The following is a 26102-nucleotide window of genomic DNA, read 5'->3' as shown; positions in this document are numbered from 1 at the left end:
AAACAGTTCAGGGTGAGCGGCGTCTTAGTTGAGGAGTATACGTGAGCAAGATTAAACAGGGATCGGTCGCAATCCATCCCGAAGACACGATCGGCTACTGCATCATCTGCAACAAACTCGTGCGACGTACGAAAAAAGCCAAGTGCGCGAACGGCCATGAGGCCGTTGCAATGCAAGGTGCACAAATTTTGGACAAAAATGAGGAAATCCCGGTTCTCCCGAAGTTTCACTGGGGGGCATTTTTCATGGCTCCGGTGTGGGGTCCGGCTTACGGTGTGTGGGCCGGCGCGATTATTTTTCCGCTCTGGTTGGTGGCCGACTCGGTGATTCGCTCGGCCGTATACGGCGTCGGACCGAGATCGACCGTTTTCGCAAAAGTGATGACATACGGATCGGCTGTTCTGATTTCGGTAGTCACCGTCGGGCTCATGGCGTGGATGGGCTGGCGTGGGTGGGGCTCCGCGTGGAGGAGCGTCTATCGAACCGGCGCGTCGAAAAAAACGTTCGCGCAGTTCAAAAAGACCCAGTATGTTTGGAGCGCTCTCGCCGCATGCATGTTCGTCTGCCTGATTGCCGGTGCCGTTTATTATTGGATCAATATTTTGCCGGCGCAAATGGCGGCTTTGCGCTAAAATCAGTTCGTCAAATCAGATAGATGGGAACGTGTAGATGACTTTTTTGCAATCGCTTATCATGGGCGTGGTCCAAGGCCTGGCCGAGTTCTTGCCGGTGTCCTCCTCGGGCCACCTCGCTTTGTTGGACATGTTCTTCCATATCAAAGACGGCGGGATCGCGTTCTCGGTGCTGTTGCATGTCGGGACGCTCCTTGCGGCGATAGTCTACTTCCATAAAGATATCTTCGACCTGCTCTGTTCACTCTCTCCGAAGAACAAAGAGATGAAAGCGGAACGAAGTATTGTGCTCTCTATCCTCATCGTGACTTTGGTGACCGGCCCGATCGGTCTGCTTTTCAACGGTCCGATGGACGCCCTGTCCAAGAATCTCGTGGTGTTGGGCCTGTGCTTCATCGGCACAACCGTGGTTTTGTCGGCGGCGGAGTACTTCACGCATAACAGCGGTAAGCGCGAGCCGGAATCGCTCGGACCCGTGCGCGCGGCTTTCATCGGCCTCGTACAAGGCATCGCGGTCCTACCCGGTCTTTCTCGCGCGGGCATGACGATCGCCGGCGGGATGGCGACCGGTATGAGTCGGGAGAAGGCGACGCGTTTTTCCTTCTTGGTATCCCTGCCGATCATCGCAGCGGCTGCGCTTCTCGACGGCCTCCACGTGATAAAGGGCACCGCAGTGCTGCCGAGCGCCTCGATCTGCGCGGTAGGGTTCATCGCTTCGGCCGTCGCCGGCTACTTTGCCATCGCCATCATGATCGACTTGGTGAAGCGCATCAAACTTTATTGGTTTGCCGGTTACACGTTCATTCTCGGTGTCATACTTTTGGCTCTTCATTTCTTCGGTTGATAAACATGGAATCAGACCCTTACCGCAAACAGAGAGAGACGCTTCAACCGGGTCGAGCCCTTCTGATGCTCGGCTCGGTTCTCAAAGCGCTTGAGGGCGAGAAGGTGCTCAAGAGTGCCGATATCGAGGTATCGCTCCTCGTTCCGCCGGTCGAACTGCGAACCGGCTGTGATTTGGCGTTGGCCGTTTTCGATTATCAGATTCTGGCTGCGCGCAATGCTCTCGAGGCGGCCGGACTCGTCATCACCGATCACCGTGATTCGCTTGTCGGCACCGCAAAACTTTCCGATGTCGTAACGCATGAATATTTTTCAGGTACTGACGGAAACGAGTATCTTATGGTGCGTGCCGGCAACATGAAAATCACGGTGCGCACACACGATGGTCTTATCGTCAACACCTCCGGGGGAGGATGCCCCGATATCCCCTATCTCAATCTCGAACTGGTGGGAAAAACCACGGATCGGGCTCCTCGCCCCAAAGCTCTCGGGAAGACATTGTGTGGGCTCATGCTCGATCGTGCTTTCATGGAGGCTACCCGTATGATGGCGGTTTCGGATGCCTCCGCAAGAAATGTCGAAGTCTCGCAGAGAGGAGGGGTAGCACATGTCGCTTCTTGTCGTGGGAACGATCCCCTTCCATCCCGGTGAACTTTTCGAAGGGCGCGTTGCCTATGAAAATGAGATTTTGACCGTCGGAGATGTCGCCGTGCCCGATTGCCAGGGAACTGCGGCAATGCTCATGGCCGCCTTGCAAGTGACGAAGCATTTCGCTTCAGCCCCGCCTTATGCGGTGCTGGGGGGAGATATCGGCGCCGGTGACGGAACGCGCGCGGCATATGCGGCGCTTACGAAACTGCTCGAATCAGATGGCGAGAAGCCGAGCGTCATAGCCTTTCACTATGTACAGCCGATTATGAGCCTGATGCGTCACGCGCTTGAAAAAATTCAAGAGGTTTCTCCGCAGTCTCGCTTGGTGGCGGATGCCGGGGGAATGTATGCTGCTCGCGCGGCGGGGCGGTCGAGCGGGTTCGACCTCCTCACGCCTGATGTCGGCGAAATCGGGTTTCTTGCCGAGCCGGGTGCCACGCATCCCGCCTATGTGGCGAATTATCTTTTCGGACAAGAAGCTTTCGACCCGGTCAGGCTCATCGACGAGGCGTATGCGCTCGGCACGGCATCGAGAGTTCTCATCGTCAAAGGGTCGACGGACTATGTCGCCACGGCATCGGCCGCACCCCATATCACGGCGACGATTCATGAGCCCGACATCCCCGAGCTCGAAGCAATCGGTGGTACGGGGGATACGGTCGTAGGTCTTGCGAGCGGACTGATGAGTACCGGTGTCGAGACGGAACAAGCCGCGATTGCCGCACTTCGGATCAATCGTTTGGCCGGACAAAAAATCGTTGCCCAAGTGTATACACCGGTTCGCGAGATGATCAGAGCTTTTCGCGGTACAATTTTCTCATGCATACCATAGGAAAAATACTCGCTTGGTGCATCAACACGGTTCTCGCATTCTTTGCGCTGATCGCCGTTTTGCTCATCGTGCTCGCCTTCACCGGTTATGATACCAAGCCGCTCATTTCGGCCATCAAAGGAAATCTGGCGTACTCGCAGGTTGCGGTCGGTCTCGCCGATAAATTCGAAGCTGCGCAAAAAGTCCAAGTTCCCGAAATCAAACCTGAAGAGGGATCGAAAGTCGTCGCAAAAAAGACTTCGTTTCACTTCGAGGGAAGAAAGTACGGAGTACAACCTGCCGTTAACTCGGCCGTGTACCATGGCGCCGTCGACGCGAAGCGCAATGTGACGACAGCTGTCGTCGAGTCACCGGCGGCCATGAAAAGTGCCTATTACAACGCGTTTGTAAGCGACCCCGAACAGGCGTCGACCATCGAGTCGTTGTGCACCGCGTTTCGTGCAACAAAGGGGAAACGTAATTTTTCCTCGGATGAATACGCCGAGTTCCTCGCGAAATATGTGCAAAGCTTACCCTATGATTTCGAACGAGCTTCGGTTAACAATTCCGATCGCACGCTTGTGGGGGACCCGCGTTTTCCGGTACAGACTCTGGCCGACGGGACCGGTGACTGCGATGAAAAATCATTTTTACTTGCAGCGCTTCTTAAGCACGAGGGATATGCGTGCGCCGGATTTTTATTCGATAAAGAGAAGCATATGAGTGTCGGCATCAAATCCCAAGGAGCCGGTTACGACGATACCGGGTATGAGTTCATCGAAACGACGGGCGCCTCCTATATATCGGAGGTCCCCGACGAATTCGTCGGAGGAATCAAGCTCACTTCGACGCCGCAAGTCATCGTGTTCAGCAAGGAGGGGAAGTCGTACAGCGCCTCCGCCGTAAACGATGTGGCGCTCATACGAGAAACGCGTGACAATGCGCTGTCTTCTGCTCCCGCCAAGAAAGTCCAGGCCGAGCATGCGAAGAATGCGGCGGATTTCGCAGTTTACAAAGCGCAATATGCAGCATGTTTCACTGCGTACAACACGCTTCAGGTCACGGTTAAAAAAGACGGTGAAGACGCCCCCGATCTCAAAGACCGCGTGCAGGCGCTTGCATGGATAAAGCAAAATGCATGGTGGATGAAGTAATATTTTCCCTCCTCCAGTTGTGTTCTTTATTCAAAGTATTAGGTTTATCGGGGAAATTGCTGTATGTTAAAGCATATGAGTAATTTTGCAGAACTCGGGCTCTCTCCCGAGATATTGGCCGCAGTTAATAAACTCGGCTACGAAACACCAAGCCCTGTACAAGCCCAAGCAATCCCATTCGTCCTCGAAGGACGAAACGTTGTTGCGTGCGCACAGACAGGCACAGGCAAGACGGCCGCATTCATGTTACCTTTGATGCAGCTGATATCACATTCTAAAGGTAAAGGGCTCGCACCGCGCGCCCTCATTGTTTCCCCCGTACGCGAACTTGCAGCTCAAATTGAAAAAGTTGCTCGCACTGTTGCCCGACAAAAGGACCTACGCGTGGGCGTAGTAGTCGGCGGTGTTAAATATGGACCTCAGCTCGATCGCCTTGCACGCGGCGTCGATGTCTTAGTAGCCACACCGGGTCGTTTGATCGACCTGATGAGTAACAAGCATGTCGATCTCACGAAGATCGAGATACTTGTCCTCGATGAAGCTGACCGAATGCTCGATATGGGCTTTTGGCCTCAGATTCAAAAGATTATGGCTCAGATTCCAGAACGTTCGCAAAAACTGTTGTTTTCTGCCACCATCGGTCGTGAAATCGATAAGATGGTCGACACGCACATGCCGAACCCGGTACGTGTGGAAATCGCCCGCAAGGGAATGACCGCCGATAAAATCGCGCAGGTCGCGATGCCGGTCGTCTATAGCCAGAAAAGCGATTTGTTGGTTGCAGTCATCGACCGTATCGCAACAGGTAAGACATTGGTGTTCACCCGCACGAAGCGTCGTGCCGACAACGTGACGCGTATTTTGCGCAAAACCGGGGTCAGGTGTGAAGCGATTCACGGTGACCGATCTCAGGCACAGCGCACCCGTGCTCTCGAGCAATTCACCAACGGTAAGATAGATGTTCTCGTTACCACCGACGTCATCGCCCGCGGTATCGATGTCAAGAATATCGATCACGTCATCAATTACGATACGCCGGCAAACCCCGAAGACTACATCCACCGCATCGGCCGTACCGGCCGTGCAGGAGCAAGCGGAAATGCAATCACGTTCCTTTCGCCTGAAGAAATCAACGATTTCCGCAACATCGAGTATTTGACCGGACAGCTTATTCCGGTCGACGATCTCGAGGAGTTCCCCTACGGTCCCGGCCGTATCGTTCCTCGTGAGGATCGCTCGGTCGTCAAGAAAAAGGAAAAGCCGTTTTCACAACGGAGAGGCGGCGGACGTTCTCGCTACGGCAGGAGATAAGTTCGTATTACACAGGTAATCTTGAAATGCACTTCGGAAGTTCGACTTCTGGGGTGCATTTTTCATAGCCCACTCTTTTCAGAAGCTTTTTCCTCTTCCTTCAAATGCAACAGGCGTTCTTTGTTGGGTGCCTCTTTGAGTAGAAAATCAGCCCAAGGCGTGGTGACGGAGCCTGTATTCGCCTCCCAATGCAGCAGGCGATTGTAAAACCATGCCAGTTCTTTCGTCACGATTTCATCTGTATCTTGAGTACCTGTCGCATAAACGAAGGCCGTGAGCCCGTAAAATACCAAACCGAGCGCATGCGTTTCGACATGCACCGTTGCCGCGGCGTGCCCGCAAGCACGTGCCGCAGCTTGCGCAGCCGGGTTCTCTTCAGCGTCCGTCGCTGCATTATGAGCGGAGAGGATGGCCTTTTTCGCCACCGACATTTTGATTGCACCGCGAGACCACGCTGTTGCCATGTCCAAGGCGGTTCGAGGTCGGAAGTCGTCGGGATAGGCATCTTCGAAAATCGCCAAGATGCGTGGCGCACAGTCGAGCGTCCACATTACCAAAGTGCGGTGCGTCTGCTTTTCAATGAGGCTTCTGAGCGGTTGAATGCATTCGCTTTTTCGGGAGAATAGGAGTTTTTTCATCGGAGCCTCATTCCAAGTACTATTACAAGTTTGTTTCCAAAACATAATCGTTCACAAAGGCTTAACATTAGCAGAACCCATTGGGCGTATAGTTTAATTAGTGTTTTACTTTTATAAGCGTTCCCACCACTTACTGTATGCAACCGATTAAGGAGATGCAATGCTAACTGATCCAGCGTATGCCCAGGCGAAAGAAGATGCCGTTAAGCGCATCAGGGAAGCAAATGTGGAGTTCATCCATCTTTGGTTCACCGATGTCCTCGGTTTCTTGAAAACTCTCGTCCTCACCATCGATGAGCTTGATGTAGCCATGAACGAAGGTATGGGCTTCGACGGTTCTTCGATTCAAGGTTTCGCCCGTCTCGAAGAGTCGGATATGATTGCTTATCCTGACCCGAGCACTTTGCAAATCCAAGAGTGGCGCCAGTCGCAAGAGATCGTTGCCATCATGTATTGCAACATCGTCACTCCCGAAGGCGAGCCGTTCGAGGGCGACCCTCGCGAGGTTCTCAAGCGTCAGCTCCGTCGTGCCGCCGCGCTCGGCTATACGTTCAACATCGGACCCGAGCTCGAGTTTTACTATCTCAAAGATGACAAGACTCCTCAATTCGTCGATAACGCCGGCTACTTCGATCAGTCCGTGCGCGACACATCGTTCGACGTTCGCTCGGATACCGTTCGAGAGCTTCGCAAAGCCGGAATCCAGGTCGAGTACTGCCACCACGAAGTCGGCCCGAGCCAACACGAGATAGACCTTCGTTACTGCGAGGCACTCAAAATGGCCGACGCCGTCATCAACTATCGCATGATCGTCAAGCAGATCGCCTCGGAAAACGGTATTTACGCGACATTCATGCCGAAACCGGTTTACGGTGAAGCGGGCAGCGGCATGCACGTTCATCAGTCACTTTTCGCCGGCGATAAAAATGTATTCTTCGATGCCGATAAGAAATACGGTTTGTCCGATACCTGCCGTTCCTATATCGCCGGTATCCTCAAACATGCGCCCGCTTTCAGCCTTGTCACCAACCAGTGGGTCAACAGCTACAAGCGTCTCGTTTCTGGATACGAAGCCCCCGTGTATGTCTGTTGGGCGCACCGTAACCGCAGCGCGCTCGTCCGTATTCCATTGCATCGCCCCGGAAAAGAGAAGGCGACTCGTATCGAGCTGCGTTCACCTGATCCCGCGTGCAACCCTTATCTCGCATTCGCAGTTATGCTCGCTGCCGGCCTCGACGGAATCGAAAAAGGTCTTCAGGCTCCCGAAGATGTCACCAGCGATGTTTATACGATGACTCCTCAGGAACGCACGGCTGCAGGCATTACCATGCTGCCAGGCGATCTCAACGAGGCAATCAATCGCTTCGAGGAAAGTGACCTCATGCGTGAGATTCTCGGTGACCAAGTGTTCGAGTACCTGCTTCGCAACAAGCGCCAAGAGTGGGATGCCTATCGTACGCGCGTTTCTCATTGGGAAGTCGACGAGTATCTTTCGACTCTCTAAAGAAACGTTAAATGCCCTCGTCTGAATTTTCGGCGTGAGCGAAACGATATATCTCTTGAAATAGTCGCACCCCCGGAATCGAAACGGTCATGTTTCGAGTTCGGGGGTGCTTTTTTTGCGCTTATGTATGCCGATTTGGATGGTAGAACACTGCCGATTTGGATGGCAGAATACTGCCGATTTGGATGGTAATACTCTTCTCTGTAGGCTATAATCAGGAAAACAACGTTGTAAGGAATGGCAAATGGGGAAAAAATATTTAGCAAGAATAGCAGATTCAAGACTACGAAATGCGCTGGAATCCAATGGCGCCGTCTGCATTGTCGGCGCAAAGTGGTGTGGGAAAACTGAGACAGCCAAACAGAAGGCTGCTTCAGTTTTGTACATGCAAGATCCCGATCATGCTCAATCATATCTTGCAGCAGCTGACGCAAAGCCATCGGTTCTGCTCAGGGGAAAAACGCCGCGCCTAATAGATGAATGGCAGATGGCGCCGGTTTTGTGGGATGCAGTCCGTTTTGCAGTCGACCAGCGTGGTCTGAACGGGCAGTTCATTTTAACCGGTTCTGTTGTTCCCAAAGATGAGTCCATAATGCATACCGGCACCGGTCGGATTGTAAGATTGCTTATGCGCCCGATGAGCCTTTTTGAATCCGAGGAGTCAAATGGCGAGGTTTCTTTACTTTCTCTCTTCAATGGCCGAGGAGAGTGCTCGTCGATGTCTCAAATGGGAGTCGAGGATATTGCATCCGCAATTGCGAGGGGCGGTTGGCCGGATGCAGTAAAAACAAAAGGTGAAGCGGCGCTGCAAAAGGCGCGTGATTATGTTGATGCCGTCGTAGAGCAAGATATGTCCAGTGTCGACGGAACAAAAAGAAACCCACAAAAAGTTCGACTTTTGATGCGTTCATATGCTCGAAATATTTCAAGCGGGGCCTCCATAGGTACAATACGTGCAGATATTGCCGCCGATGATGACTCACTGTCAAAATCATCGACTGATGATTACTTGGCCGCACTGCGTCGGATATTTGTTATTGAAGAGCTTCCTGCGTGGAACCCGGCTCTTCGTTCAAAAACTACGATCAGAACCTCTCCGACGCGTCATTTCGTAGATCCGTCAATTGCCGTTGCCGCTCTCGATGCTTCACCGGAGTGGCTGCTTTCAGATTTTGAAACTTTTGGGCTGTTTTTTGAATCGTTGTGCGTTCGTGATTTAAGAGTGTATGCACAGGCATTGGGCGGAAAATTGTTTCATTATCTTGATAAAGATGGCTTGGAATCTGACATTGTCATTCAACTTAATGACGGGCGCTGGGCGGCCGTTGAAGTGAAAATGGGGAAAAGCAAAATCGATGACGGCGCAGGGCATCTTTTGGCGCTGAAAAACAAAATTGATGTCAATAGAATGGGCACGCCTTCTTTTCTCATGGTAGTAACTTCAGGCGAAGTGGCCTATGCACGGCCCGACGGTGTATACGTCGTGCCTCTTGCATGTCTTAAGGATTAGCTTCTTTACGTTATGGTATGTTTGACGGCTATCCGCCGATCAGCCAGCGGGTGTACTTACTTTTTGAGAAGAGGTACGAGACTCCGAAGGAAGTGACGATTAAGAAAATCCATACCGCGATGAGGCACGGCCAGCGGATCCAAAAATCATGCATCGTCGCATTCGAAGATAGCAACAGGCTTGCTCGCTGCGCCACCAGCACGAAGAGAGGGTGAATATAATACACCCCGAAAGAAAGGCTCGAGGCGGCTATGAGCGGTTTTTTCACACGAGCCCAGAGCGGTTCGAGTGCGAATGCAAGGGCAATGAAAATGCCGAGATTTAGATTTTTATATATTTCCACCATCGCTTGCGCCGGTTTCGATTGTTTGAAGATATCTGTGAATATCGCCGCAGCCGGTAGCGTAGTGCCTTTCACCGCCGATTCAGCGGCAATCGATCGCTCCGATTCGACCCGCTGAAATTTCGCCGAATGTGCGCCGGCGAGTTTTCCGAAACGAATCATGAACCACGCTCCGAGCGCCATAAAAAACAGGTACTGGAAAATATGCGTGGCATACGACGTGAGAAACGGATTTCCCACGTCATTGAGATAGCGCAATGCATACGGCCATGCCATTGTTTTTACCGCACAAGCGCAGAGGACGATGAGTTCGGCAGACCCTTTGAATGCACGCATGCCCCGTGCAAAAAGAGGCGTTAATATATAAAAGGTGATGATCATCGGGATGAAATAGAGATGATACCAACTGTGCCCCGACAAGAGATAACCGGGAATTCTGCCCATGATGTTGAAAAAAGATTCTTTTGTTGCGATGAGCAGGCGCCAGTTGTACTGCTCACCGTAAATGGCCTTGTTTCCGGGCGTCCCGCAAAATAAAAGTGTGATGTATATCGCCGACCAAAAGAGATAGGGCAATCCGACGCGTTTGAGACGGCCCTTGATGAAGGGCACGAATTTTTTGTCACCCCAAGGTTTGCCCCACACCAACGCCCCCGAAACGAAAACGAAGAGCGGAACGGCGAAATGCAACCATGTGTCGAAATTACCGATATACGATGGTCGCCAATCGAGCTCTCGGCTGGTCATGAGTGTATGTATCCCGAGAACGAGGATGATGGCGAAGACGCGCAATGCATCGAAAGCGAGAATGCGGGTGAAGTATTCGGGGCCACTTGCGGGAGAAGTTCGATTTTCCATGGTACTATCATCGCATATTTGCATGAGGGTGTAGATTTAATGAAGTGAAAGCGACCTTTGAAGTAATTCATGCATACGGGCGTAAACTGTTATCACTTGACTAGCACCTTATTCACATATCGATGTTTTTCACTGGGAGGGCTACTTATGTCTAGTTCAGAAACCAAGAGAATATTACTTGTAGAAGATGAAAAGTCGATTCGTGATGTCGTTTCGGCCTATCTCGAAAGGGAGGGCTACTGGGTGACGCCCGCAGCCGACGGGCAGGTGGCGATCGACCAGTTTCGCTCGCACAGCTTCGACGTCGTCATTTTGGACCTCATGCTTCCGGTTGTTTCTGGAGAGCAGGTGTGTCGTGACATTCGTAACGGCTCGGATGTCCCCATCATCATGTTGACCGCGAAAGGTGAACTCGATGACCGTATCGCCGGTCTCGAACTCGGTGCCGACGACTATTTGGTAAAGCCGTTCTCTCCTCGTGAGCTCATCGCTCGTGTGCGTGCGCTTCTTCGCCGCGCCAATGTCAACGAGGAGCCTCAGCGAGACAAGCTCATTTACGGCGACCTTGAATTGGACATTACGGCTCACCGAGCGATTTTAGCGGGTGAGGATCTCGATTTAACCGCCAGCGAGTTCAAGTTGTTGACCACACTCGCGCGGTATCCGGGACGCGCATACTCGCGCATGGAACTCGTCGAGAAAGTTCTCGGCTATGATTTCGAGGGTTATGAACGTACGGTCGATTCCCATATTAAAAACTTACGGGCGAAACTTCGCGACGATCCGCACGATCCCCGTTTCATTTTCACCGTTCACGGAGTAGGCTATCGCTTCGAGCCGAAAGGCGGCGAGGATGATGGGTCCGAGACTGAAAAAGTCGATGAAACCATCGGAGCCTAACGCTTATGAGTTTCCACATCAAGGGCAAAAAGACATCGACGTGCGACTTGCCGGCATCCGAAGAAGAACTTCCGGTCGCCAAGCCGGTTAAAGGCGATAACAACAGCCGTCGTTTTTCTTCCCGTTTGGCATTTGCTTTTGCTCTTGTTGCGGCATTTACCGCAGTGCTCGGCGGCATCTTGAACTTCATCGTATGGAATGCGCAGTTCGATAAGTACGTTCGTGATAATTTGAGCATAATCGCCCAAGGCATCGCCGCTGCCGGTTCGAACGCATACGGACTTTACGGAGGGTGGAACTTCAGTTCACTTACCAACATTCCTCAAGTCGGAGTGAGCGCGGACGTCGCCGTTCAAATTCTCAATAAAAAGGGAAACATAATCTATGACGAGGCGACCGTGCGGAGCCATGCGAAAGCGATGACGACCGTCACTTCTCAAAATACGAGCTCGACTGCCATCGTCGACATGGATGCACAGCCGACGGGTGAAGTGTTGTCTTCTCCCGTCATGTATTCGGGCGTGCAGGTCGGTACGGTGCGTGTGTGGGCCTACGGTTCGAGTTCATTGTTGACTGCCCGAGATCTCGAGTGGCGCAACTCGTCGATGATCGCCTTGGCGATCGCCGCCATCATATCGATCATCATCGCCTCCATAGCCGGGCTGCGTTATTCCCGCAGCGTGTCACGACCCATCAGCGTCATCGCCGAAACCGCCCAATCTATCCGCGCAGGCGACATGAACGCGCGTACGAATCTCGTCGGCGAGGATGAAATTTCACAACTCGGTATTACGTTCGATAAAATGGCCGACTCCGTCGAGGCCGATCGCGAGCTTGAACGCCGCCTCACCAGCGATGTCGCCCATGAGTTGCGCACTCCGCTCATGGCCATCCAAGCGACGGTCGAAGCGATGGAGGACGGTGTCCTTCCCGCCGATTCCCACCACTTGGGTACGGTTCGCAATGAAACCCGTCGCCTCTCGCGCTTGACCAATGCGATTCTCGAGTTGAGCCGTATAGAAAACGGTTCTTTGCCATTCCATTTCGACCGTATCGACTTGGTCAACCCTGTGCGTTCGGCCATCGACGCGCATTCCGCCCTTCTCGACATGGGTTCGCTTACCCTCGATTCGGAGCTTGCGGAAAATCTTTATATCAGAGGAGACAGAGATCGGCTTCAGCAAGCCATCGGAAATCTCTTGAGCAATGCGGCACGCTACACCCTTGAGGGCGGTACCGTATTCGTCAGAACATATGAAGAGGACGGGCTCGCCGTCGCCGAAGTCAAAGATACCGGCATGGGTATACCTGAGAAAGACATGGGAAAAATGTTCAACCGGTTCTGGCGTGCCGACGCGGCTCGCGCCCGTCAAACGGGAGGTGTCGGAGTCGGGCTCTCGATTGCCAAAGAGATCGTCGAGCGACACCACGGCTGTATCGAGGTCGAGAGCAAAGAGGGTGTCGGAACCGCCTTCAGAATTAAGATACCTCTCGTATAATTCAATAATTCACGGTTAAAAAGCTTCGCATATTGCGTACAATGGAAACTGTGGTGAGTCATCTCTTGCCTTAAGTCAGTACTCAGGGAAAGGTTTTTTGTGCAGCCACTTAACTTTGCGCCCGATGCAAAAGGTAAAGTGCGCGATATCTATGACCTCGGAGACAGGTTGCTGCTTGTCGCTTCCGACCGGATTAGCGCCTTCGATTTCGTCTTGAGCGACCCGATTCCTTTTAAGGGTGAAATTCTCACTCGGCTATCGCTGTTCTGGTTTGATTTCTTCAAAGATGTGATTCCGACGCATTTTCTTTCCGCCGACACGGCCGACTTGCCGCTCGGTTTCGCCGAACAGGCGGATTATTTGCGCGGCAGGTTCATGCTCGTTAAGAAAGCAAACGTGTTTCCAATCGAGTGCATCGTTCGCGGATATTTGGCGGGCAGCGGGCTCAAGGAATATCAAAAAAGCGGAACCCTTTGCGGAATCGAACTACCCGAGGGCCTCGTCAACAGTTCAAAATTCGAGGCACCTCTTTTCACCCCTTCGACGAAAGCTGAAATCGGCGACCACGACGAGAACATCAGTTTCGATACGATGGTCGAACTTCTCGGAGAACAGACTGCCGTCGATTTGCGGGATGCGGCAATGACCGTTTATACGCGCGGTCGCGACCACGCCGCCGCTCGAGGCATCATAATCGCGGACACGAAATTCGAATTCGGTCTCATCGACGGGAAACTCACTCTCATCGATGAAGTGCTCACGCCGGACTCCTCGCGGTTCTGGCCGGCAGATTCGTATGCGCCCGGACGAAACCAAGCGAGCTTCGATAAGCAATATGTGCGCGATTGGCTTGAGTCGACCGACTGGGACAGAGTCTCTCAGCCACCCTCTCTTCCCGCCGATGTCATCGAGACGACGAGCAAAAAATATATTCAAGCATATGAAACGATTACCGGCACGAAATTCGTGCCACAGGGAGTTGCGCAATGAGTAGACGAAGCCCGATGAATGCCCGCTACAAAAAAGGTCAGGAGCCCAAGGGTTCGACGCGCAAGTCGGCTGCTTCGGCAAAACCGATTCGCAAGGATTCCTCCCCCGTGACGAAGAAAACCGCTGCCAAGCAGTCGGTTAAAGAGCGCTATGCGGCGTCTATGCCCGATTCTCCCGAGTACAAGAGATTGCGCAGACTGTGGTGGACGGTGCTCGGAATTGCCATCGTCATACTGGTGATTTCCTTGATTCTCACCACGAAATCGATTGCACCCCTAGTCGGTAAGGGGGGGCAGTACATAAGTCTGGCCATGTCGTGGATTGCGCTCGGTCTGGTCGGTTTTGCATGGTGGATAGACCTCAGACAGGTACGCCCTCTCGTGCAGGCGCACCAACTCGGTGTGTCGGTCGAGCAATATCATGCGATGAGCGCCGCTGCCAAAGCAGCGAGAAAAACCAAGAAGAAATAACACTATCTTTAGGAGGAACTTCTGTGGCACGCTACGATATTTACGTCACTTATCGTGACGGTATTTTCGACCCGGCAGGAGCCACTGCCGCGCGCGCGCTCGGCCAGATGGGTTACGAGGGCGTCAACAGCGTCGGAATCGGGAAATTCATCCAACTCGATGTCGATGCGGATTTGGCGCAGGTCACCGAGATGTGCGAAAAGCTCCTCGCGAATCCGGTAATCGAGGATTATCGTATCGTACCTTCCGAGGAGGACTGATACATGCGCTTCGGAATTGTGGTGTTTCCCGGCTCGAATTGTGAACAGGATGTCGCGCATGCATGCCGGTTCCTCGGTCACGACTTTACCTATATTTGGCATCAGGATACCGACTTGTCCGGTGTCGATGCAGTCGTTTTGCCGGGCGGTTTCAGTTACGGTGATTATTTGCGCTGTGGCGCGGTCGCGCGCTTCAGCCCGGTGATGGGCGAGGTCATCCGGTTTGCGCAGGCGGGACGCCCCGTGCTCGGTATCTGTAACGGATTTCAGATTCTGACGGAGGCGCACTTGCTGCCGGGTGCTTTGTTGCGCAATCGAGGCCTCAAATTCATCTGTCGGGAAGTGCCGCTTCGCGTGGAGGCGTACTGCGACTGGCTCGGACTTGAGACCGGAAGCGTCATAAGCCTTCCCATCAATCACAATGAAGGAAACTTCGTGTGCGATGAAAAGGTGCTTTCGGAGCTTCGCGAGGACAATCGAATCGTGTTGCGCTATTGCAACGAGGACGGCTCCGATAGTGCCGAGGCACCCAACGGTGCGCTCGATAACATCGCCGGGATTTGCAATGCCGAGCGTAACGTATTCGGGCTGATGCCTCATCCTGAACGTGCCGTCGACTCGATTTACGGCAGCGGTGACGGGAAAGCTTTCTTTACCGCAGTTCTTTCTCGCATGGAAGAAGTTGGTGCATAAGTGCCACACGGAGATGTAACATTCGGCGCGGGGTATTACGCCATCATCGGTATATATATTCTCGTTGCAGTGGCCGCGCTCGTTCTGATTTTCGATGCACGCAGGGAAAGAAGGATCGTCGTCCCCGTAAGCTTTCGAGCGGCCGGCCACAAACGCGAGCCTTTGATCGTCTATCAGATCATCGCCGGAATCTATGTGCTCGTGTTTATCGCGGCGCAATTTTCTTTCGTACCCGGCCCGGTGAAAGGTGCGGCGATCATATCGATTCCGCTCATGATTATCACTGAACTCGCGTATTTACTGCGCGTGGTATTCCCGAAAGTGCCCGACGGAATGGTAAAGGCACAAGATGAGGAGTTTGAATACGATGACCGTGATTAAAGATCTCGATGCGGAGGCAGCCCCCGAGCTCGCCGTGCAACTCGGCCTCAAACTCGATGAGTATGAACATGTCGTTGAAGTTCTCGGACGCACACCGAGCGTGACCGAACTTTATATGTTTTCGCTCATGTGGTCGGAACATTGCAGCTATAAGCATTCGCGCAAATATTTACGTATGTTTCCGACGACGGGTGCCCATGTTTTGCAGGGGCCCGGTGAGAATGCGGGCGTCATCAGCGTCGGCGACGGTTGGGCGGTCGCCTTTAAAATGGAATCGCATAACCATCCGAGTGCAATCGAGCCGTATCAAGGCGCAGCCACCGGGGTGGGCGGCATCATCCGCGACATCTTCACGATGGGCGCTCGTCCGATCGCCTGCCTGGATTCACTGCGTTTTGGTACTCTGGACAAGCCGCGTCAACGTTATTTGTTCGAAGAGGCGGTGGCTGGAATCGGGGGTTACGGCAACTGTCTCGGTGTTCCGACCGTCGGCGGCGAGGTTTACTTCGAGGATGCCTATGAGGGGAATTGCCTGATCAACGCGATGGCGATCGGTCTCATGCGCGAGGAAAAGTTGATGCTTGCGCAAGCGAGCGGTATCGGCAACAAGCTCGTATTGATCGGGTCGACCACCGGTCGCGACGGCATCGGCGGTGCGAGTGTACTCGCCAGCCAAGAGTTCGACGAGGGCGCGCAGAACAAGCGGCCTGCAGTTCAGGTGGGCGATCCCTTCGAAGAAAAACTTCTGATCGAGGCGTGCCTCGAATTGTTGGATAAGAATCTGGTCGTCGGTCTCGGCGACTTGGGAGCGGCCGGCCTCACCTCTTCGGCTTCGGAGATGGCAAGTCGCGGCGGTGTCGGAATCGACATCGATGTCGATGTGATCCCGCAGCGCGAATCGGCCATGAAACCGTTTGAAATCATGGTAAGCGAATCACAAGAGCGTATGCTCTCGGTCATGACACCGGAAAACCTCGATGAGGCGCTCGCCATCTGCGCGCGTTGGGGACTTCTCGCCACGGTGATCGGTGAAGTGACCGATACCGGTGATTTCGTCGTGCGCGGAGGCGGCGAAATCCATGCTCGAATCCCCGCACTTCAGCTTGCCGACGATGCCCCGATCTACGATCCTCCCATGTCTCGTCCGGATTATCTCGATGAATTGGCGAACGCCGACTTGAGCTTCATAGACAGAGAGCCCGGTATCGAGAAACTCAACGAAATTCTCATAGGGCTGCTTTCAAGTCCGAACATCTGTTCTCGCAAGTGGATTTGGGAACAGTACGACCACCAAGTCATGTGCAACACGGTCGTTCTTCCGGGAAGCGATGCCGCCGTCATTCGAATAGGCGACACCGGGCGTGGCGAAACGACCGAGCGCGCGATAGCCGTTTCAAGTGACTGCAACGGTCGTTATGTGTATCTCAACCCGTATCGGGGGGCGCAAATCGCATTCGCCGAGGCGGCGAGAAACGTGACGTGTGCCGGAGGAAAACCGGCGGCGATCACCGATTGTCTCAACTTCGGCTCGCCGGAGAAACCGGAAGTGTATTGGACGTTCCACGAGGCCGTCAAGGGGCTTTCGGAGGCGTGTCGATTCTTCGAGGTCCCGGTTGTTTCGGGAAATGTTTCCTTCTATAACGAGAGTTTCGGAGAGCCAATCTATCCGACGCCCGTCGTCGGGATGGTCGGACTTCTCGATTCGGTCGATGAGCGTTGTACCTCCCGTTTCAGGGATGAAGGCGACACGATCGTCCTCATCGGAGAGACCGAAGACGAGCTCGGGGGATCGGAATACCTCAAGGTCGAATATGACACGGTGGCCGGTGAAATACCTGCGCTCGATATGGATTTGGAACGTGCCGTCCAAGAAGGAACGCGGACCGCTATCGTGAAAGGGCTCGCCAAAAGTGCGCACGACTGCTCGGAAGGCGGTCTGTCCGTGGCACTCGCCGAGTGCTGCATCGGCGGTGGAATCGGAGCACAGGTTGCCCTCGATGATGATCTCGATGACGTCGCCTCCCTCTTCAGTGAAACGCAAAGTCGTATCGTGGTCACGTGCGCCGGAGAAGATGTCGAGGCGCTCCTCGACATTCTCGACGGGGAAGATGTCCCTTACAGCGTCATCGGAGAAGTTGGTGGCGATACGCTTGAAATCGAGGGAAAAATATCACTCTCGATTGAGGATATCGTCGAGTTGTTCGATACTTCGCTGGAGCGTTTAGTCGGCGGCGGGTCCGGTCTGTAGGCAGGAAGATTCGAGTTTTCAATTGAGCACTATACATATGATTGCTGTCATGCGCGTGGTATTCTAGGTATCTGTTTTGAACCTATTCAACCTATTTGATGAGTGTCGCTCAAAAATAATCAAGATGTGAGGATGCATGGACCAGACGGAATCCGATGTTATGACGGACCTTGATATTTTCGGTGGTCGTCCCGACCATATGGAAGAAGAGTGCGGAGTATTCGGCGTTTGGGCACCCGATGAAGATGTTGCGCGCCTCACGTATTTCGGCCTTCATGCGCTGCAACATCGCGGGCAGGAGAGCGCCGGTATCGCAGTCGGTGACGGTCATACCGTGACGACCGTGAAAAACCTCGGACTTGTGACTCAAGTCTTCGAAGAAACCGACCTCAAATCGCTTCCCGGAATCGTTGCAATCGGTCACACGCGGTATTCGACGACCGGCGCCTCGAAGGCGTGGGAAAATGCTCAGCCCCATATGTCCTCAATCGGCCGGCAGCTCATCGCGCTCGCGCATAACGGTAACCTCATCAATACGCACGAAATAAGAGAGGAACTCCAGTCCGACGGAGCTCATCTTGCCTCAACGACCGACTCTGAGGCCATCGCCGCGCTCATAGATATATATACACAGAAAACGAGCCATATCCGTGAGGCGATTTCCGAGACGATGAAGCGCATCAAAGGTGCCTACGCCGTCGTGGTTATGACGGAAAACGCGCTCTATGCGTTTCGTGACCCGCGCGGCATTCGTCCTCTTTGTGTCGGCGAGCTCGACAAAGGGCGCGGCTATGTCGTCGCCAGCGAAACATGCGGACTCGACATCGTCGGTGCGAAGTTTTTGCGTGAAGTCGGCCCCGGTGAAGTAATAAAAGTAAGTGAGGACGGATTGCAGATTTTGGACGCGATTCCGGCCGACAGACAGGCCATGTGCATGTTCGAGTATGTTTATTTTGCGCGCCCCGACTCAGAAATCGACGGCGCATCGATGTACCAAGTGCGGCGCCGTATGGGACAGCGCCTTGCAGAAGAAGCGCCGGCGCAAGCCGATATGGTCATGGGCGTTCCCGACTCGGGAGTGCCGGCTGCCGTCGGTTTCGCAAAAAAAAGCGGAATTCCTTACGGTGAGGGACTTGCAAAGAATCGTTATGTGGGACGAACGTTCATCTCTCCGAGCCAAACGATTCGTAAGCTCGGCATTCGCCTCAAACTCAATCCGATGCGTCACGAAATCGAGGGAAAGCGGCTCGTGGTCGTCGACGACTCCATCGTCCGTGGAAACACACTGAAGCAGCTGGTGGGCATGCTGCGTGATTTCGGTGCAAAGGAAGTCCATATGCGTATAAGTTCGCCTCCGGTGATGTGGCCTTGTTTCTTCGGACTTGATATCGATACGCGCGATCAGTTAATTGCCGCCAACAAATCCGTTGATGAAATCCGCCAGTTCATCGACGCCGATTCACTGGCCTACATTTCGAAAGAGGGAATGGTCCGAGCTACCGGACGCGATGAGAATCGCTTCTGTCTCGGTTGTTTTACCGGTGAGTATCCCATGGATGTCCCCGAAAGTCTTTCCGGTAACAAAATGGCTTACGAAGAGGAGTGACGATGGACCGCGAGCAAGATGTACAGATCACCTATGCCGACGCCGGAGTCGACACCGCCGAGGGCGCTCATGCCGTTGAACTCATCCGGTCCGCCGTCCGTTCGACGTATCGCTCCGAAGTAATCGGAGATATCGGCGGATTCGGTGGTTTGTTCGATATGAGTGCCTTCAAAAGCATGGAAGAACCCATTTTGGTATCGGGCACCGATGGCGTCGGCACGAAACTCGTTCTCGCTCAACTTTTGGGAAGGCACAAATCGGTCGGCATCGACTTGGTGGCCATGTGCGTCAACGATATTTTGGCAACCGGGGCTGAGCCACTCTTTTTTCTCGACTATATTGCAATCGGTAAACTCGATTCGATTCTTGTCAGCAATGTGGTCGCAGGAATTGCGGAGGGTTGTCGTCAGGCCGGCTGTGCATTGATCGGCGGCGAGATGGCCGAGCATCCGGGGACGATGGGCGAGAAGGACTACGACCTCTCCGGTTTTTGCGTCGGCGTCGTCGATAAGCCGAAGGCAATCGACGGTTCGACTTCAGAAGCGGGCGATGTCATTCTCGGTCTCGCATCGAGCGGAATACACTCCAACGGCTATTCTTTGGTGAGGCGTGTCGTCGTCGAAGGCCATGAGCACGAGCTGGATGTCCCCGTCGCCGATCTCGACGGAGAAACACTTGCCGAAGCACTTTTGGCTCCGACGCGCATTTATGTAAAGCCGGTGCTCGACCTTTTGAGGTCGGGCATCGAAGTCAAAGCCATGGCGCATATCACCGGTGGCGGTATCACCGAGAATCTCGACCGTGCATTGCACGGCGGTATAAACGCACTCATCGAGAGAGGCTCGTGGCCGGTTCCTCCCATTATCGGATACGTGTGCAAAGCGGCGAATCTCAGCTCGGATGAGAGCTACAAAACATTCAACATGGGCATCGGCTTTGTGCTGATCGTTTCTCCGCAAGTTGCCGATGAAGCGATTCGCAGGCTTGAAGCTTCCGGCGAGAAAGTGTATCGCATCGGAACCGTCGTATCGGGCACGGGCAAGGTCGATTATCGATGATCGCACTCGGGGTGCTCATCAGCGGATCGGGCTCGAATCTGCAAGCGATTATCGACGCAATCGCAGAGAATGAACTCGATGCATCGGTGACGGCCGTCATTTCCGATAAAGAAGATGCCTATGGTCTCGTCCGTGCACGCGAAGCGGGAATCCCTGCATACTTCATCGATCCGAAGAAATATACGGATAACGTGGCGTTCAATCGTGAAATCAGAGATATCTTCATCGATGCCGGAGCCGACTACCTGGTAATGGCCGGGTACATGAAGCTCTTGGGCACGTCGGTTCTCGATGCATTTCCGAACCATGTGCTCAATTTACACCCGGCACTTCTTCCGAGTTTCAAAGGCGCGCATGCCATTGAAGACGCGCTTGGCTATGGGGTGAAAGTCACGGGAGTGACGGTGCACTTTGCGAACGAGGATTTCGATTGCGGTGCGATTATCGCACAGGTGCCCGTCGAGATCGAAGAGGGCGATACACTCGAGTCACTTGCGATGCGCATTCATGAAACCGAGCACGTTCTCTATCCTCGTGTGCTGCAGCAGCTTGCGCGGGAGCAGATACATAGTATCGATAACATAGTGCATATTTTTCCCACCTGAAAAATTCAGAAATGTGGGTAAGCGGAAGGGGTTTGCATGAATACAAGCACATCAGGAAACACTCGGTTCATTCGAAGGCTGTTCCTATCGCTGGCGCTCATGATGGCGCTCGCACTTATCATGGCCGGCTGTTCATCGTCTGAGAGCAAGAAGGCCGCAAACACACAAATCGTCAAAATCGGATTTGCAGGTCCGCTCACCGGTGATAATGCGCTGTATGGTATCTCGATGAGGGATGCAGCGCTTATCGCTATTGATGAGCTCAATGCGATGCCGGCGACAAAGAAGGCCGGCTATACTTTCGAACTTAAAGCAGAAGACGATGCAGGCGATCCCAAACAAGCGGTCAATGTCGCCAATTCGCTGATTACCGATACAAAGGTTGTAGCGCTTGTGGGGCATTTCAACTCCGGATGCTCGATTCCCGCCGCCGCGGTCTATGAGAAACAAGATTTGGCGATGGTGACGGTTTCGACGAATCCCGAGCTTACCGAGGGCGGCTATACGGTTGTCAATCGAATCACCGCGCGCGATGATTCGCAAGGGCCCTTTGCCGCCGACCTCGTCTACAAACGCGGGTTGACGAAGGTGGTCGTCATCGACGACTCGACCACATACGGGCAAGGACTTGCGACCGAGTTCTCGAAAGCTTATAAGAAACTCGGAGGCGCCATCGCCTCCAGCGAAGCAATCCAGTCCAAAGACGTCGACTTCTCTGCGCTCGTCACCAAAATCAGGGAAGAGGATCCCGAGGCGGTTTACTACGCAGGTGCGCATACCGAAGGTGCACTCATCGGCAAGCAATTGCGTAATGCGGGGTTGGATGTTCCTCTCATCGGCGGCGAGATGATCTATACGCCGGATTATATAAAGTTCGCCGGTTCGACGTGTGAGGGAGATATTGCAACTGCGCTGGGACTTCCCATCGCCGACCAACCGAAGGGTCCCGAGTTCTTGAAGAAATTCAAAACTCGTTACAATAAATCTCCGGAAGCTTATGATACCTACTCCTATGACTCGACCATGATCATCGGGCAGGCGGTGCTTGATGCGCACTCGACCAAGCCGGTCGATGTGAAGAAGGCCGTTCGAGCCATTAAGTATGACGGCGTGACGGGTAACGTGTCGTTTGACAGCAAGGGCGACAATGCCTCCCAAGTGATATCCGCCTATATCGTCAAGAACGGAAAATGGCAACCGCTCAAATAGCTCGTTTGTGCTGAAAAGTTGCTATAATCAAAGACACCCGACCCACTTGTCGGGTGTCTTTTTTTATTAGGATGTATCGTTAAGGAGAAAAATGACCAACCCAACCATTAAACGTGCATTGGTTTCTGTTACCGATAAAACCGGTGTCGCCGAGTTTTGTAAAGTTTTGGAAGAAGAATTCGGCGTCGAAATCGTTTCAACCGGTGGAACCGCAAAAGTGCTTGCCGAGGCAGGTGTGAATGTGCGCCCCATTGACGACCTCACCGGTTTTCCGGAGATGATGGATGGACGTGTCAAGACGTTGCACCCACGCGTGCATGGCGGTCTCCTCGCGCGACGGGATGTTCCTGCGCATATGGCTGCGGCCAAAGAGCACGGAATCGGCATGATCGATTTGGTATGCGTGAATCTGTATGCTTTCGAGGCGACCGTGGCAAAACCCGGAGTAACCGAAGAAGAGGCAATTGAGAATATCGATATCGGCGGTCCGTCCATGCTTCGCTCCGCTGCGAAAAATTTTGCAAGTGTCACGGTAGTCACCGACCCGAATGCCTATGGAACGATTCTTGAAGAGATGCGTGCGAATAACGGCGCGACTACAGAGGAAACTCGGCGCGCTTTGGCACAAGAGGTGTTCTATACGACGAGTGCTTACGATACCGCGATTTGGCACTATTTAAGCCATGAGGGCGACATCAATCGGCTCGATGACACCATTGACGCACGATTCGAAAAAATTCAAACGCTGCGCTATGGCGAGAACCCCCATCAAAACGCTGCATTTTACGCCCGCCCCGGCGATATCTCTCACACGTTGGCGAGTGCAGAACAGCTCCAAGGAAAAGCACTCAGCTATAACAATATCCTCGATACCGACGGCGCCTGGGCGGCCTGCCGTGAATTCACCGAAGGTTCCTGTTGTGTGATTGTAAAGCATACGAACCCGTGTGGTCTTTCAGTGGCCGGAGATATCGTCACCGCGTATCAACAGGCGCACAAATCCGACCCGATTTCTGCTTACGGCGGAGTGATGGCATTCAACGAGACGGTGACCGTCGCGCTCGTTAATGCGATTTTCGGCAATAAGCAGTTCGTCGAGGTCATAATCGCTCCCGATTTCGAGCAGGAAGCGCTCGGTATCATCTCAGCCAAGAAAAATCTTCGTATCCTGAGGACCGGCGGCATACATAAAGCCGGCGGTTATATGGAGTTGCGCGCAGTCGAGGGTGGTGTCCTCATCCAAAACGCCGATGCCGTTTCAGAGGACCCGGAGACGTTTACCGTTCCTTCGAAGCGTCAACCGACCGCTGCGGAATTCGAAGAACTTTTGTTTGCGTGGAAAGTCGCCAAGTGCGTGAAATCGAATGCCATCGTATTGACGAAAGGCAAGGCGACGGTCGGTGTCGGTGCGGGGCAGATGAATCGCGTCAACTCCGCTCGTATCGCTTGCGAGCAGGCCGGCTCAAAGGCGAAAGGCGCCGTTGCCAGTTCCGATGCCTTCATACCCTTTTCGGACTCCCTGGAAGTCGTTGCGGCGGCCGGCGTCACGGCAGTCATCCAGCCGGGCGGATCGATTCGCGACGAGGAAGTTTTGAAGAAGGCGGATGAACTCGGAGTCGCCATGGTCTTTACCGGGCATCGTCACTTCCGCCACTAGCATACGCTTCGACCGGGCTTCTTAAAGTTGACGAACCGCGTTCGGACCTTTGATTCCCGCTTCGACGAGGGCTTTTTGAAGGAGTCCTACGTAGTTTGATTTCACGTCTACCTGCTCCGTATAAGAGACAATCGGTATAACGGTATTGAAGGTAATGCCCGATGCATCCGATTTTGCGAACTTGACCGAAGCCTGCTCGCCTTTGTAGGTGTAGGGTGATTCGTGCATTATTTTATTGGCTAAAGCAAGCGCAATCTCCTCAACTTTTTTAGTGTCGCTGTTGTAGGCGACGGTGGTGGGGATGACCAAAATGAACGCCTTGTTGCTTCGGCTGAAGTTCACAATCAAAGATTTACTGAGCACGGAGTTCGGAACGATAATCACTTCTCCGGAGAATCGCCGGACGGTGGTGTTTCGCCATGTCACATCTTCGACGGTACCTTCTTCTCCGCTTTCGAGCCGCACGAAATCGCCGGGCACGATTTGCCCCGAGGCTAAAATTTGGATGCCGCTGAAAAGATTGTCGAGAGTCGACTGCATCGCAAGGCCGACGGCCAAACCGCCGACGCCCAATGCGGTGACTATCGGTGTGATGGAAATGCCGATGACCGACAGGATTCCTGCCAGGCCTATCATCCAAATAACTACTTTTGCGAGATTGCCGAAAAGGGAGCTCGACGGCAGTCGTGTGTCGTCTCTCGAAGAGTAGAAGGTGATGAGGCTCCCCGCTACGCGCGCGATGAACGCGACGATAATGATGATCGTCGCGATTTTCAGATAAATCGAGAGGTCGCGATAGACCTTCGAGGGAAGCGGTGTTTTCAGGTAGGCAATCCAGAAACCGGTCAACGCCGCCATCGAACCGATGAGCCCGTGAAATGAAAGTGCGAATGCATGGGCGATACGGCTGCCACTTTTAGTTGCGCGCTTGCGAATGAATGTTGCGAGCAGTTGGTCGAGCACGACACCGGCTATGAGCCAGCCTCCGAACACGAGAACGGCGTATCCGTATTGCTCCCAGAAATTGGGAAAATTATTCGGTATGAGTCCTGACATATAGTTCCTCCTACTACATATTGTATCGTCATCGGAAGGCAAAATCATGTTCATACGATATCGGTTGCTGATTGTTCATCTTTTCTCCCGATTATCTTGACCTCGTGGCTGTTGCTTGTTAGACTAATTAATTGCTGTATTGCAACATAATGCGCCATTAACTCAGCTGGTAGAGTCGTGGACTTTTAATCCATTTGTCGTAGGTTCGAGTCCTACATGGCGCACCAACAAACATTCAAAACTCCTCTTTTGTGGGAGTTTTTTATTTGCGCGATTCATGAAAATGCATCGTTTTTTTGTCGAGTCTTAAAGATGACGATACCGAGATCGATTTGTTCCGGTAGAGCATGGTTGCCGCTTGCGTTTTCCTCCGCCCGGTCATTTTAAATAGTTATAAAATGTTATAGTCATTATCAGAATTATTTATATCTAGGGAGGAACCGATGAATAAAGAAGTAAGCGTGAAAAAGGTCCAAGCAGATGCAGAGGAGCTGTTCCGTTCGGGCGGTTTGTACTGTTCGGAGGCGATTGTCGCAGCTATCCGCTCAAACATCGATCCCGATATGCCCTCGGAGTTGGTGAAAGCCGCATCGGGCTTCCCGGTGGGCGTCGGTCGTTCGAAATGTATGTGCGGAGCGGTGTCGGGTGCCGTTATGGCAATCGGATATTTCTTCGGCCGTTCGGAGCCGACGAATCCGCAAGACCCCGATTCGGCCAAGTGTCTGGATCTTGCGAACGAGGTCCAGAAGGCATTCCGCGACAGCCACAGAGTTTTATGCTGTTCGGTCCATACCAAGGGGATGGACTTGGCGGCCGGCGAGAACAAGAGCCAATGCATCGCCTTCACCGGAGAGATGGCCGGTGTGGCAGCCGGGGTCATCGTCCGTGAGCTCGGGCTGGTTTCGCTAGATTAATCGATTATCAGTAAATTTGCGGAAAACCCCGGCGTTCAGGGCGGGGATGTAGAGCAAAGGTCTTGGTTCTTAGTCTGATGTCTGCTGCTGTTCTACATACTTCTGAATAATGGATATCGGCGCGCCGCCGCAGGAGGCAGCAAAATAGGATGGGCTCCAGAGCGTATTCTTCCAGTACCGCTTTTCAATGTCTGGTCTTTGCTTGCGGAGCAAACGGCTTGAAACACCTTTCAGACTATTCACCAGCATAGCAACAGCCATTTTCGGCGGATACTCAATGAGAAGGTGAACGTGGTCATGT

25 protein-coding genes and 1 tRNA gene are annotated in these 26102 nt (G+C 53.2%); 22 read left to right on the top strand and 4 right to left on the bottom strand.

Annotation, left to right across the window (positions count from 1 at the left end):
- Window positions 1-41 precede the first annotated feature (41 nt).
- The 6 genes from JJE36_06040 (at window position 42) to JJE36_06015 (ending at window position 5402) form a co-directional block, all read left to right on the top strand.
- A complete protein-coding gene (locus JJE36_06040; GenBank protein MBK5211850.1) occupies window positions 42-632 on the top strand; it encodes a hypothetical protein in 591 nt (196 codons plus the stop codon).
- A 37-nt stretch (window positions 633-669) separates the two neighbouring features.
- Entirely contained in the window at window positions 670-1476 is an 807-nt protein-coding gene (locus tag JJE36_06035) for an undecaprenyl-diphosphate phosphatase (GenBank protein ID MBK5211849.1), read from the top strand.
- Window positions 1477-1481: 5 nt separating this feature from the next.
- Window positions 1482-2126 (top strand): DUF3343 domain-containing protein, encoded by a 645-nt coding sequence (locus JJE36_06030; protein MBK5211848.1) that lies wholly within the window; start codon window positions 1482-1484, stop codon window positions 2124-2126.
- Window positions 2083-2958 (top strand): sugar kinase, encoded by an 876-nt coding sequence (locus JJE36_06025; protein MBK5211847.1) that lies wholly within the window; start codon window positions 2083-2085, stop codon window positions 2956-2958. Before JJE36_06030 ends, JJE36_06025 begins: the two co-directional genes overlap by 44 nt.
- Window positions 2946-4091, top strand: a complete 1146-nt coding sequence (locus JJE36_06020; GenBank protein ID MBK5211846.1) for a hypothetical protein — start codon at window positions 2946-2948, stop codon at window positions 4089-4091. The genes JJE36_06025 and JJE36_06020 overlap by 13 nt, the downstream gene beginning before the upstream one ends.
- A 75-nt stretch (window positions 4092-4166) precedes the next feature.
- Window positions 4167-5402, top strand: a complete 1236-nt coding sequence (locus JJE36_06015) for a DEAD/DEAH box helicase (protein ID MBK5211845.1) — start codon at window positions 4167-4169, stop codon at window positions 5400-5402.
- A gap of 62 nt (window positions 5403-5464) precedes the next feature.
- Here JJE36_06015 and JJE36_06010 read toward each other — a convergent pair whose 3' ends face one another.
- Window positions 5465-6040: a hypothetical protein gene (locus JJE36_06010; GenBank protein MBK5211844.1), complete on the bottom strand. Its 576-nt coding sequence runs from the start codon at window positions 6038-6040 to the stop codon at window positions 5465-5467.
- A 160-nt stretch (window positions 6041-6200) separates the two neighbouring features.
- Between JJE36_06010 and JJE36_06005 the strand changes: the two genes are divergently transcribed.
- Entirely contained in the window at window positions 6201-7544 is a 1344-nt protein-coding gene (locus JJE36_06005; protein MBK5211843.1) for a glutamine synthetase, read from the top strand.
- Window positions 7545-7788: 244 nt separating this feature from the next.
- Window positions 7789-9054 (top strand): ATP-binding protein, encoded by a 1266-nt coding sequence (locus tag JJE36_06000; GenBank protein MBK5211842.1) that lies wholly within the window; start codon window positions 7789-7791, stop codon window positions 9052-9054.
- 28 nt (window positions 9055-9082) lie between these two features.
- Here the strand turns inward: JJE36_06000 and JJE36_05995 are convergent, their stop codons facing one another.
- Complete coding sequence (locus JJE36_05995) at window positions 9083-10255, bottom strand: acyltransferase (GenBank protein ID MBK5211841.1); 1173 nt, start codon at window positions 10253-10255, stop codon at window positions 9083-9085.
- A 147-nt stretch (window positions 10256-10402) separates the two neighbouring features.
- Between JJE36_05995 and JJE36_05990 the strand changes: the two genes are divergently transcribed.
- From JJE36_05990 to purH, 12 genes are all read left to right on the top strand, one after another.
- Window positions 10403-11155, top strand: coding sequence for a response regulator transcription factor (locus tag JJE36_05990; protein MBK5211840.1), 753 nt, complete (start codon window positions 10403-10405; stop codon window positions 11153-11155).
- Between the two features lie 5 nt (window positions 11156-11160).
- Window positions 11161-12654: a HAMP domain-containing histidine kinase gene (locus JJE36_05985; protein MBK5211839.1), complete on the top strand. Its 1494-nt coding sequence runs from the start codon at window positions 11161-11163 to the stop codon at window positions 12652-12654.
- 99 nt (window positions 12655-12753) lie between these two features.
- Window positions 12754-13644: a phosphoribosylaminoimidazolesuccinocarboxamide synthase gene (locus JJE36_05980; protein MBK5211838.1), complete on the top strand. Its 891-nt coding sequence runs from the start codon at window positions 12754-12756 to the stop codon at window positions 13642-13644.
- 346 nt (window positions 13645-13990) lie between these two features.
- On the top strand, window positions 13991-14374 hold the full coding sequence (gene purS, locus JJE36_05975; protein ID MBK5211837.1) for a phosphoribosylformylglycinamidine synthase subunit PurS: 384 nt from the start codon (window positions 13991-13993) through the stop codon (window positions 14372-14374).
- Between the two features lie 3 nt (window positions 14375-14377).
- Window positions 14378-15067 (top strand): phosphoribosylformylglycinamidine synthase subunit PurQ, encoded by a 690-nt coding sequence (purQ, locus tag JJE36_05970; protein MBK5211836.1) that lies wholly within the window; start codon window positions 14378-14380, stop codon window positions 15065-15067.
- A complete protein-coding gene (locus JJE36_05965) occupies window positions 15068-15448 on the top strand; it encodes a hypothetical protein (protein ID MBK5211835.1) in 381 nt (126 codons plus the stop codon).
- A complete protein-coding gene (purL, locus tag JJE36_05960) occupies window positions 15417-17696 on the top strand; it encodes a phosphoribosylformylglycinamidine synthase subunit PurL (protein MBK5211834.1) in 2280 nt (759 codons plus the stop codon). Before JJE36_05965 ends, purL begins: the two co-directional genes overlap by 32 nt.
- A 160-nt stretch (window positions 17697-17856) precedes the next feature.
- A complete protein-coding gene (gene purF, locus JJE36_05955) occupies window positions 17857-19302 on the top strand; it encodes an amidophosphoribosyltransferase (GenBank protein ID MBK5211833.1) in 1446 nt (481 codons plus the stop codon).
- A 2-nt stretch (window positions 19303-19304) separates the two neighbouring features.
- Entirely contained in the window at window positions 19305-20360 is a 1056-nt protein-coding gene (locus JJE36_05950) for a phosphoribosylformylglycinamidine cyclo-ligase (GenBank protein ID MBK5211832.1), read from the top strand.
- Entirely contained in the window at window positions 20357-20965 is a 609-nt protein-coding gene (locus JJE36_05945) for a phosphoribosylglycinamide formyltransferase (protein ID MBK5211831.1), read from the top strand. The genes JJE36_05950 and JJE36_05945 overlap by 4 nt, the downstream gene beginning before the upstream one ends.
- Before the next feature lie 36 nt (window positions 20966-21001).
- The gene (locus JJE36_05940) at window positions 21002-22174 is read left to right on the top strand and encodes a branched-chain amino acid ABC transporter substrate-binding protein (GenBank protein MBK5211830.1); all 1173 of its coding nucleotides are present in this window, start codon (window positions 21002-21004) and stop codon (window positions 22172-22174) included.
- A gap of 91 nt (window positions 22175-22265) precedes the next feature.
- A complete protein-coding gene (gene purH, locus JJE36_05935) occupies window positions 22266-23831 on the top strand; it encodes a bifunctional phosphoribosylaminoimidazolecarboxamide formyltransferase/IMP cyclohydrolase (protein MBK5211829.1) in 1566 nt (521 codons plus the stop codon).
- 21 nt (window positions 23832-23852) lie between these two features.
- On the opposite strand, the gene JJE36_05930 is transcribed toward purH, so the two are convergent.
- Window positions 23853-24887, bottom strand: a complete 1035-nt coding sequence (locus JJE36_05930) for a mechanosensitive ion channel family protein (protein ID MBK5211828.1) — start codon at window positions 24885-24887, stop codon at window positions 23853-23855.
- A 151-nt stretch (window positions 24888-25038) separates the two neighbouring features.
- Here JJE36_05930 and JJE36_05925 point away from each other — a divergent pair.
- Both JJE36_05925 and JJE36_05920 read left to right on the top strand, forming a co-directional pair.
- A tRNA-Lys gene (locus tag JJE36_05925) sits at window positions 25039-25114 on the top strand.
- Window positions 25115-25330: 216 nt separating this feature from the next.
- Entirely contained in the window at window positions 25331-25801 is a 471-nt protein-coding gene (locus JJE36_05920; protein MBK5211827.1) for a C-GCAxxG-C-C family protein, read from the top strand.
- Window positions 25802-25870: 69 nt separating this feature from the next.
- Here the strand turns inward: JJE36_05920 and tnpA are convergent.
- The coding region (tnpA, locus tag JJE36_05915; GenBank protein MBK5211826.1) for an IS200/IS605 family transposase at window positions 25871-26102 on the bottom strand (232 nt) is incomplete at its 5' end.

Source organism: Coriobacteriia bacterium (assembly GCA_016649875.1).
Taxonomy (GTDB): Bacteria; Actinomycetota; Coriobacteriia; order WRKU01; family JAENWW01; genus JAENWW01.
This window is presented reverse-complemented; position numbering and strand designations above follow the sequence as displayed.

What these genes read in the sequence shown, in the direction of transcription:
- JJE36_06035 (MBK5211849.1), top strand. Translation starts at nt 670, where the DNA reads ATGACTTTTTTGCAATCGCTTATCATGGGCGTGGTCCAAGGCCTGGCC.
- JJE36_06030 (MBK5211848.1), top strand. Translation starts at nt 1,482, where the DNA reads ATGGAATCAGACCCTTACCGCAAACAGAGAGAGACGCTTCAACCGGGT.
- JJE36_06025 (MBK5211847.1), top strand. Translation starts at nt 2,083, where the DNA reads ATGTCGCTTCTTGTCGTGGGAACGATCCCCTTCCATCCCGGTGAACTT.
- JJE36_06020 (MBK5211846.1), top strand. Translation starts at nt 2,946, where the DNA reads ATGCATACCATAGGAAAAATACTCGCTTGGTGCATCAACACGGTTCTC.
- JJE36_06015 (MBK5211845.1), top strand. Translation starts at nt 4,167, where the DNA reads ATGAGTAATTTTGCAGAACTCGGGCTCTCTCCCGAGATATTGGCCGCA.
- JJE36_06010 (MBK5211844.1), bottom strand. Translation starts at nt 6,040, where the DNA reads ATGAAAAAACTCCTATTCTCCCGAAAAAGCGAATGCATTCAACCGCTC.
- JJE36_06005 (MBK5211843.1), top strand. Translation starts at nt 6,201, where the DNA reads ATGCTAACTGATCCAGCGTATGCCCAGGCGAAAGAAGATGCCGTTAAG.
- JJE36_06000 (MBK5211842.1), top strand. Translation starts at nt 7,789, where the DNA reads ATGGGGAAAAAATATTTAGCAAGAATAGCAGATTCAAGACTACGAAAT.
- JJE36_05995 (MBK5211841.1), bottom strand. Translation starts at nt 10,255, where the DNA reads ATGGAAAATCGAACTTCTCCCGCAAGTGGCCCCGAATACTTCACCCGC.
- JJE36_05990 (MBK5211840.1), top strand. Translation starts at nt 10,403, where the DNA reads ATGTCTAGTTCAGAAACCAAGAGAATATTACTTGTAGAAGATGAAAAG.
- JJE36_05985 (MBK5211839.1), top strand. Translation starts at nt 11,161, where the DNA reads ATGAGTTTCCACATCAAGGGCAAAAAGACATCGACGTGCGACTTGCCG.
- purS (MBK5211837.1), top strand. Translation starts at nt 13,991, where the DNA reads ATGGTGGATAGACCTCAGACAGGTACGCCCTCTCGTGCAGGCGCACCA.
- purQ (MBK5211836.1), top strand. Translation starts at nt 14,378, where the DNA reads ATGCGCTTCGGAATTGTGGTGTTTCCCGGCTCGAATTGTGAACAGGAT.
- purL (MBK5211834.1), top strand. Translation starts at nt 15,417, where the DNA reads ATGAGGAGTTTGAATACGATGACCGTGATTAAAGATCTCGATGCGGAG.
- purF (MBK5211833.1), top strand. Translation starts at nt 17,857, where the DNA reads ATGACGGACCTTGATATTTTCGGTGGTCGTCCCGACCATATGGAAGAA.
- JJE36_05950 (MBK5211832.1), top strand. Translation starts at nt 19,305, where the DNA reads ATGGACCGCGAGCAAGATGTACAGATCACCTATGCCGACGCCGGAGTC.
- JJE36_05945 (MBK5211831.1), top strand. Translation starts at nt 20,357, where the DNA reads ATGATCGCACTCGGGGTGCTCATCAGCGGATCGGGCTCGAATCTGCAA.
- JJE36_05940 (MBK5211830.1), top strand. Translation starts at nt 21,002, where the DNA reads ATGAATACAAGCACATCAGGAAACACTCGGTTCATTCGAAGGCTGTTC.
- purH (MBK5211829.1), top strand. Translation starts at nt 22,266, where the DNA reads ATGACCAACCCAACCATTAAACGTGCATTGGTTTCTGTTACCGATAAA.
- JJE36_05930 (MBK5211828.1), bottom strand. Translation starts at nt 24,887, where the DNA reads ATGTCAGGACTCATACCGAATAATTTTCCCAATTTCTGGGAGCAATAC.
- JJE36_05920 (MBK5211827.1), top strand. Translation starts at nt 25,331, where the DNA reads ATGAATAAAGAAGTAAGCGTGAAAAAGGTCCAAGCAGATGCAGAGGAG.